The sequence below is a fragment of the Bacillus andreraoultii genome (genome assembly GCF_001244735.1).
GTDB lineage: Bacteria > Bacillota > Bacilli > Bacillales > Caldibacillaceae > Caldifermentibacillus > Caldifermentibacillus andreraoultii.
On sequence record NZ_LN868937.1, the window covers coordinates 112,798 to 125,949 of the forward strand.

Here is a 13,152-nt window from a genome sequence, read left to right on the forward strand (position 1 = left end):
CAAATGTCTTCTATAGTAGTTGTTGGATCTCAATGGGGAGATGAAGGTAAAGGGAAAATTACAGACTTTTTCTCAGAACAAGCGGACATAGTAGCACGATATCAAGGCGGCAATAATGCTGGACATACAATCAAATTTGATGGAGATACATATAAATTGCATTTGATTCCATCAGGGATTTTTTACAAAGATAAAACTTGTATCATTGGAAATGGAGTTGTCGTGGATCCGAAAGCACTTATTGAAGAAATAAAATACCTTCATGAACGGAATATTTCAACAGATCAATTACGTATTAGTAACCGGGCGCATATGATATTCCCCTATCATATAAAGTTGGATCAAGTTCAGGAAATTGCAAAAGGGGCCCAAAAAATTGGAACGACAGGTAAGGGGATAGGACCAGCCTATATGGATAAGATTGCGCGTATCGGCATTCGGATGGCAGATTTATTAGATAAAGAAGTGTTTAAAGAAAAGTTAAGTGTAAACTTAAAGGAAAAAAACCAATTATTTGAGAAAATTTATAAAACAGATGGATTTACACTGGAAGATATTTTTGAAGAATATTATATGTACGGTCAACAAATTAAACAGTACGTTTGTGATACTTCAATCATATTAAATGATGCGATTGATGAAGGAAAACGAGTTTTATTCGAAGGTGCGCAAGGTGTCATGCTGGACATAGACCAAGGTACATATCCATATGTAACCTCATCGAATCCTGTTGCAGGTGGTGTAACAATTGGCTCAGGGATTGGTCCAACAAAAGTAAATCACGTTGTTGGTGTAGTTAAAGCATATACAACACGGGTCGGTGATGGTCCTTTCCCAACGGAGCTTATTAATGAAGTCGGTAACCAAATACGTGAGGTTGGACGTGAGTATGGTACGACGACAGGAAGACCAAGACGTGTTGGATGGTTTGACAGTGTAGTTGTTCGTCATACGAAGAGAGTAAGTGGATTAACTGATTTATCTCTTAATTCGATTGATGTTCTTACAGGAATAGAGACTATAAAAATTTGTGTAGCATACAAATATCAAAATAAAGTCATTGATGAGTATCCAGCTAGCCTAAAGGTTTTATCCGAATGTGAACCTGTTTATGAGGAATTACCAGGTTGGACTGAAGATATAACGACATGTCGCTCCTTAAATGACTTACCAAGTAATGCCCGAAATTATGTTACCCGTATTTCTGAATTAACTGGTATACCGTTAGTTACATTTTCTGTTGGTCCAGATCGGAATCAAACGAATGTAATACGCAATTTATATAATTAAATAGATGTTGTTGTACGAGAAAATTGCAACCCAATATGTAGAGGGGAAAGAACCCACTAAGTAATGGAACAAAAAATGTTCGGCTAATGATGGTCGAGCATTTTTTTGCTAATAGGAAAGTATAAACGTTCCAATTTCTACTTTCAAATACCATAAGCGCACAAAGAAGGCTCTAGCAGTATTGCATCTCATCCCCCAAAAAGCTCTTTCGGCGAACGATAGTCTCATGGTTGCCTAAAGTATCAAGCGTCCCTGAGTTTTCTTTATTGCTTTATATACTCATTTGTGTAGATAAAACTGAAAAATAAAGGAAATTCTATGATATGTGATGAATTCATTGATAATTTCATGATAAAGTAGTAAGTGGAGCAAATTTATAGAGTTGCATTTTTTATTCTTTAAGTAACCTAGTTATCATATGGGGAAGAAATAAACTATAATATTAATAGTAGTGATATAAAATGAGTATGTTCATTCAACGACTTTGATTTATATAAAACTTTAGAGATTGTAATAGGAGAGAGGAGAGATATATATGCCAAAGAAGATTCTTATCGTGGATGACGAGAAACCAATTGCTGATATTTTGCAATTCAACTTAAAAAAGGACGGATATGAAGTTTACTGTGCTTATGATGGGGATGAGGCGTTGGAAATTGTTGATGAAGTTGAACCAGATCTTGTTTTACTAGATATTATGCTCCCAGAAAAAGATGGTATGGAAGTATGTAAAGAAATTCGTAAAAAATATGAAATGCCAATTATTATGTTGACCGCAAAAGATTCAGAGATTGATAAAGTACTAGGTCTTGAACTAGGTGCAGATGACTATGTGACAAAACCTTTTAGTACAAGGGAGTTATTAGCCCGTGTGAAGGCAAATCTACGACGACACCAAAATGTAAATACAATAAATACTGAAAATGCAACGAATGAGATTGCCATTGGCTCGCTTGTTATTCATCCAGATGCGTATATTGTTTCAAAACGGGGAGAAATGATCGAGTTAACCCATCGTGAATTTGAGCTACTCTATTACTTGGCAAAACATCCGGGACAAGTAATGACAAGGGAACATTTATTACAAACCGTATGGGGTTACGATTATTTTGGTGATGTTCGAACAGTTGACGTAACGGTTAGACGATTAAGGGAAAAAATTGAAGATAATCCAAGCCACCCTGGGTGGTTAGTAACAAGACGTGGTGTCGGTTATTATTTGCAAAATCCTGAACAGGAGTAATCGGAGAAATGAAAAGGGCAAAGATTTTTACATCCATCCGATTAAAATTTATTTTATTTTTTGTTTTACTTATCTTGTTAGCCATGCAAATAATTGGTGTATATTTTGTTCGAGAGTTGGAAAATGAGTTAACGCGGAATTTTAAGGATTCTATCTTAAACCGAGTAAAGTTAATTACTTATAATCTAGAACAGGAATTTTTAGAAGACCGATCTACGGAAGGCTCAACTTCTTTAGAAGACGATATTGAAAAATTATTAATTGATAATAAATCATCTGATATTGAAGAAATGCGTGTTTATGATAAAAATTTACGAGTCATTGCCATATCTGATCTTGGAAGTCGCAATAAAGTTGGTCAACGGACGACTGATATTGTCGTTACCCGAACTTTTGTAACAGAAGAAATGATTGAAAAAATGTCGATAGATGATGCGACGAATGAAAGAAAGTGGCAATTGTATGTTCCCTTCAAAGTAAATGATCAAGTAGAAGGGATTATTTATATTGAGGGGAATATTGAGCGAGTATTTAAACAGGTTCAAGTAATTAATCAAGTATTTATAAACGGATCACTCATAGCACTTGTTTTTACTGCGATTGTTGCTGTTATTGTTGCTCAAACGATTACAAGACCGATAACGGATATGAAAAGGCAAGCTCAAGCAATGGCTCGTGGGAATTACTCAAGAAAAGTAAAAGTATATGGTTATGACGAAATAGGTCAATTAGCGATAACTTTTAATAATCTATCAAAAAAATTACAAGATGAACAGGCTAAAACCGATAGTGAAAAGCGGAAATTATCATCAATTTTAAGATATATGACAGATGGAGTTATTTCTACGGATCGAAAAGGTAGGATTATTCTTATAAATGAAGCAGCAGAAACGATGTTGAATGTTACACGTGAAACAGTTGTATCTAAAAACATAATTGATGTACTTGGTATTGGCGATGAATATACTTTTAAAGAACTAACGGAGGAACAAAATTCTATTATTCTTGACTACAGTACAGATTTGCTTCCTTTAATTGTACGGGCCAATTTTTCACTAATTCAAAAAGAAACAGGAATAATGAACGGCTTAATTGTTGTATTACATGATATAACTGAGCAAGAAAAAATTGAACAAGAGCGTCGAGAATTTGTTGCGAATGTTTCACATGAATTACGGACTCCGTTAACAACGATGAGAAGTTACTTAGAATCATTAAGCGATGGGGCATGGAGGGATAAGGAAATCGCTCCTCATTTCTTAAAAGTCACACAAAATGAAACGGAACGTATGATTCGTTTAGTTAATGACTTACTTGTTTTATCAAGAATGGATAGCCATGATTATCAGTTACGTAAAGAAATAATAAATATGGAGAAGTTCCTTGATCACGTGATTGATCGGTTTGAAATGACAAAGGAAAAGGGCGTAACCTTTATTCGAAAGTATCCGAAAGAACAAGTGTATGCAGAAATAGATCAAGATAAAATTACACAAGTATTAGATAATACAATTTCCAATGCACTAAAATATTCACCTGAGGGCGGAACAGTTACAATTCGGTTGAGTGTCCAAAATGAGGAACTTGAAGTAGCCATATCGGATCAAGGAGTCGGCATTCCAAAGAGTAGTATTCACCGTATTTTTGACCGCTTTTATCGTGTCGATCGGGCAAGATCAAGGCAAGTTGGTGGAACAGGGCTGGGTCTTGCTATAGCTAAAGAAATGGTTCAAGCTCATGGCGGAAAAATTTGGGCTACAAGTACTGATGGAAAAGGCACAACAGTTCATTTCACCCTTCCATACGATCGGGATCAAGGGGATGATTTTTAATGAAACTAGAACAATTTAAATCGATTCTACTTACTGTTTTAGTTTTAATTAGTATCATATTCTTTTGGAGTCTTGTAACGTTCCAAAAGAATTATGAACTTGTATCAAATCAAGATAATGTAAAAGAAGTAAAAAAAATAAATAATATTAAAAAGGATGTAAAGGAATTAGTCATCCCGAATAAAATTATTTACCGAAATGATAAAAAAAGTTATCATGGTGTTCAAAATATGAATGCAATCACACCATTTATGGATGAAGTAAGGGACTTTAGCTTTTACGGCTTTCAAAGGGGTGCCAACGAGTTTGCCAATAAGTTTGATGAATCTCCAGATAGCCAAGTATTAATTATTGAATTTCCTGGAGACATTCCTTATGAATTATTAAAATCCATGTATACAGTAGAATCGAAAGAAGTACCGAATGGAAATTTTCGTTACTTAATTATATTTCCGAATGATTTAAAGAATGATGAGGGAATTGTTTACTTCGCGTCTACTGATTTACATTCAATTGTAAAGGCAAATGTGTGGTCTAGCTCTTTTGATAATATAAAGAAGTTGATGCAGAGTATAAATGGAAAAGGCCCATCTTATTATGCCTATAGGAAAAAATCCGGTGGCTATTTATTTGTTGCAAAAGATGAGATAACAATACCAGATGAGCAATATTATCCACGTCTGTACGATGAGAAAATATTTGTAGATACATTACTTTCGAATCCAGATATGGTGACGATTAATGGGAATGAGTATACAGATGGTTCAAGTTTGTTAAAATTTCAAAACGATCGGCAAATGTTGACGCTTGTCGACACGACCGTTACAGAATCACCAGCTTCTGTCTATGATATGATCACGACGAGCATAAATTATATAAATGGTCATGGGGGTTGGACAGACCAATATTATTATTCCGGCGCATATTTAAGTTCGAAAAAAATTAGTTTCCAACTTTATACAAATAATTATCCTGTCTTTAATGAAAGTGGATTAAATGAGTTAGCGTTGGAAGTTGGAAATACGAAAATCCATTCTTATAAACGACCATATTTTCGATTAGACTTTATTTCGTATAATCCAACAAAACAAGATATTAAACTACCATCAGGGACGACTGTATTAAATAATATGCAAAAAGATGGAGTTGACTTGGAGACCGTTGACGATGTAATTATCGGCTATTACATGTATAGAGATAATGAAAAGGGAGTTGTAAAGTTCCAACCATCTTGGTTCTATAAAATAGGTAATTCGTGGATACGATTTACTGAGCGAATGACAGGAGGGATCAAGCATGGATTGGAGTAGAGCGAAAACCGTGTTTATCATTACTTTTCTAATCATGGATATTTTCCTAGCCTATCAAATTTTTAACCAGAGAAGTAAGAACACATATGATTTAATACAAGATACACCCATTGACCAACAGTTAAAAGCAGATAATATAAAAATAGAAACAGAACTTCCGCTAAAGCCAACAAAGGAAAGTTATGTAGAAGCGGATGCAATGCGTTTTAGTGATGGTGAGTTAGCAATACTACCGGACCAAACGATTGATGTACTAAATGATACAATGGTGAAAAGTCAATTAATAAAACCTTATCCATTAAAAAAGGATTGGAAAAAGGCTGATGTAGATAATTTTGTAGCAAATTATGTGTATAAAGGAAGTCAGTACGGCTTTTATCAGTATAATAAAGAAAACCATACGATTATGTATTATCAGCTTTATGATGGAAAGATGTTATATAAAAATACGAGTGGACAAATTGAAATAACGTTAAACGATAAGAATGAAATTATATCGTATACGCAAACAATGCTCGATGGAATTAAGAAAATATCAGAACAAGATATCATTACTTCCCATGAAGCGATGACGATTCTTTATAATAAAGGTTCAATAGATAGTGGTAGTAGCATTACAAATGTCGTACTTGGTTACTACACATTAGTTCCTATTAAATCTTCACAGTTATTAGCCCCAACCTGGTGCTTTACGATTGATAATAAAAGAGATTATTTTGTGAATGCTGTAGAAGGACATGTACTTAATGAGGAAGAGGAAATTGTTAAGTAAGAAAGTTACTTTAGGTAAACACATGAATATGTTATGATAATTCATATGTATGAATAAAGTTAGGCTGGTAGATTTCGATTTACTAGCCTTTAAATATGGTAGAAATCGACCGTAGATCATAATTTTTTGGAGTGAAAAGAATGACATTGAAATTCAGTGTTTTAGCAAGTGGAAGTACTGGAAATGCGGTATATGTAGAAACAGAAGAGCACGCCTTTCTTGTTGACGCGGGACTAAGTGGTAAACAAATTGAAGGGTTATTTCAACAAATTGATCGTAAACCAAATGAACTAGATGGCATTCTTGTTACTCATGAGCATAGTGACCATATTAAAGGTGTAGGTATTTTAGCTAGAAAATATAAATTACCAATATATGCAAATGAAAAAACATGGCAAGCAATGTCACCATTAATAGGGGAAGTTCCAACGGATTTAAAATTTATTTTTCCTATGGAATCAGTCCGTTCGTTTAACGGGATTGATATTGAATCCTTTGGTGTTTCTCATGATGCGATTGAACCGATGTTTTACGTTTTCCATCATGAAGGGAAAAAATTCGTGATTATAACCGATACAGGTTATGTTAGTAATCGAATGGTCGGGATAATTGAAAATGCAGATTATTATATTTTTGAAAGTAATCATGATGTGGAAATGCTCCGGATGGGGAAATATCCGTGGAATATTAAACGGAGAATTTTAAGTGATGTGGGACATGTATCTAATGAAGATGCTGCACTAGCAATGTGCGAGTGTATTGGTGACCAAACGAGAGGGATTTATTTAGCCCATTTGAGTAAAGATAATAATATGAAAGAATTGGCAAGAATGTCTGTGAGTCAAGTTCTAGAAGGGAAAGGTTTCGCTGTTGGTGAGCAAATTTCCTTATATGATACAGATCCGAAAACACCAACCATATTAAAAGCGATTTAAGACGTCAAAGCGGTATTTGGAAAGCTAAATCATGTGATTAAGACATTTTCTTAATGACTTTAGTTTTTAGATTAAATTGTGTTGGGGACAAATGGAGGCAGTGCTTGCGGGATGTGGCCGTCTGATATTAGCAACAACAAACTTTACAAAAATAATCCTTTCATTTAAGATGTCACTTTTGAAGTAAGCTTTTGTTCTATGGGACAAAGGCTTTTTCGTATGTTAAAGGGAGAAGGAAATCAATGATATAGTAAAAAGTATCTGGATATATGAATCGCTTTTATACAATAAGTGTTTTTACATACTGAAGATATTCTTACAGTTGAGATTCGAATTTTTTTATTATCATTTGCTAATATTAAACGAGAGCAGATGATTGTAAAAGTCAATTTGAATAAAGAGCTACCAAATTATTGATGAATACATAAGAAAGACTTGATTTATTAACGTAAGCTTTGTATATCAAAACAAAAATTTGAATTAACGGAGGTGTACCCATGGGTTTTTATGACGATGAAGAATATGGTGGGTATGGAACAAGAAAAAAACCAAAGCAAAATAAACTAGGGTTTTTCTTTTCGGGGCTAATAGGTTCAATTATAGGTGGGTTAATTGTTGCGGTTGCTTCTCCTTTTTTACATAATAACGACAATCCGAATCAAGAGGATGCTATTGTGGAAAGTACGGAAAAGAATAATGATGGATCCTTTGTCCAAAATGTTTCGGTAAAGGTGAATACAGATATTACAAAGGCGGTTGATAAAGCAAGTGACGCGGTTGTAGGTATTATTAATATACAAGGTGGAAACTTTTGGACACAAGCACAAGAAGCGGGCACTGGGTCGGGGGTTATTTATAAGAAACAAGGTGATTCCGCCTACATTGTAACTAACCATCACGTAGTTGAAAATGCGAATCGTTTAGAAGTCATGATGCCGGATGGTTCTAAAATTGAAGCCGAACTGCTTGGAAGTGATATTTGGACAGATTTAGCAGTGTTACGAGTTAATGGTCAGAATGTTAAAACCGTTGCTGAATTTGGTAATTCGGATACATTAAAATTAGGAGAACCTGTCATTGCGATTGGAAATCCACTCGGACTCGAATTTGCAGGTTCTATTACACAAGGGATTATATCAGGATTAGAAAGAACGGTTCCACTTGATTTTAATAATGATGGTGTACCTGATTGGAATGCTGAGGTTTTACAAACAGATGCAGCGATCAATCCAGGTAACAGTGGTGGTGCGTTAGTAAATATTTCTGGGCAAGTCGTCGGGATTAACTCAATGAAAATTGCCCAGGAACAAGTTGAGGGGATTGGTTTTTCCATTCCGATAAATACAGCTATTCCAATTATTGAAGACTTGGAAAAAAGTGGTGAAGTTAAACGACCTTATATGGGGGTATCTCTAGAAGATCTAGATGAAGTTCCAAATTACCACCAAGAGCAGACATTACGCTTACCAAATAATGTTACATCTGGTTTAGTCATTGCAGATATTGCTGCTTCAGGACCTGCGGCAAAGGCTGGTTTGAAAAAGATGGATGTGATTGTAAAACTCGACAATCAGAAAATCAATACGATTATTGAGTTACGTAAATATTTATTCCAAAAGAAGCGAATTGGAGATCATATGAAGGTTGGTTTTTACCGTAATGGAAAATACGAGGAAAGAACCATTATTTTAACAAAAGAAGCTAGATAAAATAATGAATTGGCGGAACCGACACTTTTTGTAAGGGAAATGGAGGTTCCGCTCACATAATTGACAGGTGAGGATATGAAAATTTTCTGTTGTAAGGAACATGTAGAATACGGACTAGAGGAAATAATAAATGAAGGTGAAGTTTCACCGAAATTAGAGGAGTTAAAAGAGAGTGAATTACCAACAGCTCCCTGTGAATACTGTGGACAAGATGCAGTATATATTGTGTCGAACTAATATTCTCATACAAAATGTGGATAATAAATGTGGATATGTGGATAACTCTTGTTAATAAGTTGTCAGTAATCTGTTTATAGCTTGTTTATAAAGTGGGGAAAACAGACGGAAAGTGAATAAAGAGTGTGATGACTATATTTTTAAAAAGAAAAATATTGGTTATCCACTTGTTAATCATTTGTTTCGATAAAATACTTAAAAAAGGCAAGTGAGTATACATCGTCACCTGCCTTTTTTTAGTATTATTCAATTGTGTCGTTTTTAATTAGTAGAGCAACACATTCAACATGAACGGTATGTGGAAAGAGGTCAACGGGTTGAACCTTTTGCAATGTATAACCGAATGGAACTAATTGTGTAATATCTGTTGCAAATGTTTCGGGATTACAAGAAACATATACAATTCTTTCCGGTTGTGCACGGCCAATTTTACGCATAACTTTCCCACCTGCACCGGAACGTGGTGGATCAAGTAAAAGAAGTTCTGGTCTACCAAATGATTGTAATACTTCATCAATCCCATGACGAGCGTCCTTAGCTAAGAAATGCGTATTCGTGATTCCATTATCATTTGCATTTCGCTTTGCGGATTCAATGGATGTCTCGACAATTTCAATACCACTTAACTCTTTCACTCTTTCTGCAAATGGTAATGAAAATGTTCCAACTCCACAGAAGAGATCGATCATCTTCTCTTGTTCTGTCGGTTGTCCCATTTCAATAGCTAAATCGACTAATTTTTGTGCTTGAGTTGGGTTTGTTTGAAAGAACGTATCGAACCAAAGACGATAACGGAACCCAGATAATTCATCATAAATAAAATCACGGCCAAGAAGTATATGTGTTTTTTCCGCTTGGGTACGGTCCGCCCAGTCTCGGTTTTCCAACCAGAGTAAACTTTTGACCTCAGGGAATTTACTCTCAATTCGCTTAACTAGATCAGTAGCAACCTCTTTAAGATTTTCCTCTGGTGCCTCAGTGGCAAACAAAGCTAACATAATTTCACCAGTTGCAAAGGACTCCCGAACCATTAAATGACGTAATAATCCCTCATGGGCATCTTTATTATAACCTGATAGGTCATGGTCCTTTGCCCAGCGAGCCACTTCCATTGTTGCCTCGACCATCTTTTGACCAGCAATTAAACATGTTTCAAGGGAAATAATTTTACGGAAATTTCCTTGTTCATGAAGACCGAGGGCACCATCAGGAGCAAAGGTAAATTCCATTTTATTACGGTAATGCCAGGGATTTTCCATACCAATTGTATCTTGGACAAGGTTAGGATCAAATCCTTGTGCGACAATAGTTTCTTTTACAAAACGTGTTTTTTCTTGAAGCTGGCCATTGTATTGCCAATGTTGCCAAACACAACCACCACAGAGGTCAAAGTGTGGACATGCTGGACCAATTCGTTCAGGATGTGCTTCAATAATTTCCTCTACGATTGCTTTTCTTCTTCTACGTTCAGGTTTATCGACTGAAACTCTAACCTTTTCACCGGGTAATGTTTGCGGTACGGTTAAACGTAATTTTTTTTGATTGCCTTGTTCATTTTCATGCCATACGACAGCTTGTCCCGAACCCTTTTTATCTAATTGACGAATTTTAGTTACAAATGATTCTCCTACAGTTGTTGTCAATCGTTTTCCTCCTTTAATTTGGGATATATATGATTAACTCTAAGACTTACATATAGATGGTGTTATCTGAGTATAGTGGTTTTCATACTTACCTATTATAACGGAATTACAATGAATTTGAAATTGCTGTAATGTAGTAGTTTTTAGCAAGTTTCTTTCTTGCTGAGTGGGAAGAAATCCGAAATAAATTGATATCCCGGGTCTATGGATGGTAATTTTTGGTAAATGGGTGAAAATAGGTTGATAGAAGAGGTCTATAAGCCAAAAAAATAGCTGAAAGAGTAAAAAGAGGCGGATATCCCGGGTCTATGGATGGGAATTTTAGATAAAAGAGCAAAAATGGGTTTATAGACCGGATCTATGAGCCCGAAAATCAGGTAAAGGATCAAAAATGGGTTCATAGACCGGATCTATGAGCCCGAAAATCGGTTGAAGGATCAAAAATGAGTTCATAGACCGGATCTATGAGCCCGAAAATCGGTTGAAGGATCAAAAATGGGTTCATAGACCGAATCTATGAGCCCGAAAATCAGGTGAAGGATCAAAAATGGGTTCATAGACCGAATCTATGAGCCCGAAAATCAGGTGAAGGATCAAAAGTGGGTTCATAGATCGAATCTATGAGCCCGAAAATCAGGTGAAGGATCAAAAATGGGTTCATAGACCGAATCTATGAGCCCGAAAATCGGGGAAAAATATAAAAATGGGTTCATAGACCAAGTCTATGAGCCCGAAAATCAGGTGAAGGATCAAAAATGGGTTCATAGACCAAATCTATGAGCCCGAAAATCGGATAAAAGATCAAACAGAGGCTGATACCCCAAGTCTAGAAAAAAATTAGGAAGTTGTGTAAAAACAGGCTATAGAGCACCTCCTTCCGCTATAAAAGCACAAAAAGGGGAAAAACCTGAGAAACTTTATAGCGTTCTCAGGTTTTCTATACTTTTTCGTCGCAAAATGGGTTTCTACAACCTCTAGATAATCATCTTGTTCCTTTTCATGCGATTCGTACAAACTGTAATCATGCTATTTATTCAAAATACACCCAACGGTTCCGCCCCATTGAATTAAAATATTGTTTTAAAATCGCCAAAATTCTTTTCCTCGGTACAATCCCTGCACACCATTCAAAAACCTTAGTAGTAGTAATTTTTTGGTCCGGAAAAAGTAGTTTAAATTCCTTTATGCTTCTAATGACAGCATCAGAGGCTTTTTCCTTTTGATTACAAGTTTCACAAATTACATATTTCCCCAGCAATACAGTCGAAAAGGAATTACATGAAATGCAGGTAATCCCTTTTCGCAAATCATCGTAACTGTACTTTGGTAAGTTATGATAAGTAAGTTCAGTCTTATGTTGTTCAAGTAACTTATCTGCTAATAATCTATGCATTTTTTGCAATCTTAACTTATTGTCATTTAATTTACTAATGAATCGTTTTAATTGGTTTGGAAATATGTAAGGTAAATCTAAGGGGGATTGATATAGGAAAAATTCAGGGTTAATAAATACGACGGAAGCAGAAACGTGTATGTCGAAACCGAGACTTTGGAGTAACTGACTGAAATAAATTCTTGATCGATTCAGTTGGGATAAGGGATTAATAATTTCTCTTTCGGTGCTACTATAGATAGTGTCAGCATCTTGTATATAATCGCCATAAAGGTTTTTCACTTCAAATAGATAAATTCTATTTGCAACGATAAGTAATGAGTCAATTTGAAAAGTCGAGTTATTATATTCAAGTAATAAATCATTCAGTATTAAACAATCGCATGTAAGTTCCTCAAGATAACTATCAAATCTTTTCTCTCCTTCATAACCTTTTTGTAAATTAGAAAAGTGCGTTCTGTCATTTTTTGGGGGATTCGCTCGTGTCATTAGTACTCGAAGTATTTGTAGTTTTATTGGCTCTGTCCTAACTTTATAAAACATATTCCACCTCTTTTTATATTATATTGAAAATTATTATATAAAAGAGAAGGGAATAAATCTACTAATATATACTATTAAATTTTTTAAAATCTTGATGATGAAGTATAGATAACTTAGTGATAACAACTAAGGCTTCTAAGAAGATACTAGCATCCTGAAGAAAAAGTATAAGGAAACAGCAAATCCGATAATAAATGGTTCACACTCAAAAAGGCTATTCAAACATTTTCCGTACCAAATAAGAA

General features: G+C 35.0%; 10 protein-coding genes. 8 read left to right on the top strand and 2 right to left on the bottom strand.

Annotated features, from left to right (window positions below; genetic code table 11):
• Positions 1 to 3: 3 nt before the first annotated feature.
• The 8 genes from BN2144_RS06060 (at position 4) to BN2144_RS19095 (ending at position 9,328) form a co-directional block, all read left to right on the top strand.
• On the top strand, positions 4 to 1,290 hold the full coding sequence (locus BN2144_RS06060) for an adenylosuccinate synthase (protein WP_033827392.1): 1,287 nt from the start codon (positions 4 to 6) through the stop codon (positions 1,288 to 1,290).
• A 535-nt stretch (positions 1,291 to 1,825) separates the two neighbouring features.
• Complete coding sequence (gene yycF / locus BN2144_RS06065) at positions 1,826 to 2,533, top strand: response regulator YycF (RefSeq protein ID WP_033827393.1); 708 nt, start codon at positions 1,826 to 1,828, stop codon at positions 2,531 to 2,533.
• 8 nt (positions 2,534 to 2,541) lie between these two features.
• Positions 2,542 to 4,365 carry a cell wall metabolism sensor histidine kinase WalK gene (walK, locus tag BN2144_RS06070; RefSeq protein WP_033827394.1) on the top strand — a complete coding sequence of 608 codons (1,824 nt, stop codon included), beginning with the start codon at positions 2,542 to 2,544 and terminating at the stop codon, positions 4,363 to 4,365.
• A complete protein-coding gene (locus BN2144_RS06075) occupies positions 4,365 to 5,675 on the top strand; it encodes a YycH family regulatory protein (RefSeq protein ID WP_033827395.1) in 1,311 nt (436 codons plus the stop codon). The genes walK and BN2144_RS06075 overlap by 1 nt, the downstream gene beginning before the upstream one ends.
• The gene (locus BN2144_RS06080; protein WP_033827396.1) at positions 5,662 to 6,447 is read left to right on the top strand and encodes a two-component system regulatory protein YycI; all 786 of its coding nucleotides are present in this window, start codon (positions 5,662 to 5,664) and stop codon (positions 6,445 to 6,447) included. The genes BN2144_RS06075 and BN2144_RS06080 overlap by 14 nt, the downstream gene beginning before the upstream one ends.
• Positions 6,448 to 6,587: 140 nt before the next feature.
• Positions 6,588 to 7,382 (top strand): MBL fold metallo-hydrolase, encoded by a 795-nt coding sequence (locus BN2144_RS06085; RefSeq protein WP_033827397.1) that lies wholly within the window; start codon positions 6,588 to 6,590, stop codon positions 7,380 to 7,382.
• A gap of 497 nt (positions 7,383 to 7,879) precedes the next feature.
• Positions 7,880 to 9,091 (top strand): S1C family serine protease, encoded by a 1,212-nt coding sequence (locus BN2144_RS06090; protein ID WP_033827398.1) that lies wholly within the window; start codon positions 7,880 to 7,882, stop codon positions 9,089 to 9,091.
• Positions 9,092 to 9,166: 75 nt separating this feature from the next.
• Positions 9,167 to 9,328, top strand: a complete 162-nt coding sequence (locus BN2144_RS19095) for a CxxH/CxxC protein (RefSeq protein WP_075047810.1) — start codon at positions 9,167 to 9,169, stop codon at positions 9,326 to 9,328.
• Between the two features lie 242 nt (positions 9,329 to 9,570).
• On the opposite strand, the gene rlmD is transcribed toward BN2144_RS19095, so the two are convergent.
• Positions 9,571 to 10,971 (bottom strand): 23S rRNA (uracil(1939)-C(5))-methyltransferase RlmD, encoded by a 1,401-nt coding sequence (gene rlmD / locus BN2144_RS06095; RefSeq protein ID WP_033827399.1) that lies wholly within the window; start codon positions 10,969 to 10,971, stop codon positions 9,571 to 9,573.
• 1,030 nt (positions 10,972 to 12,001) lie between these two features.
• The gene (locus BN2144_RS06100) at positions 12,002 to 12,907 is read right to left on the bottom strand and encodes a nuclease-related domain-containing protein (protein ID WP_033827400.1); all 906 of its coding nucleotides are present in this window, start codon (positions 12,905 to 12,907) and stop codon (positions 12,002 to 12,004) included.
• Between the last annotated feature and the right edge of the window lie 245 nt (positions 12,908 to 13,152).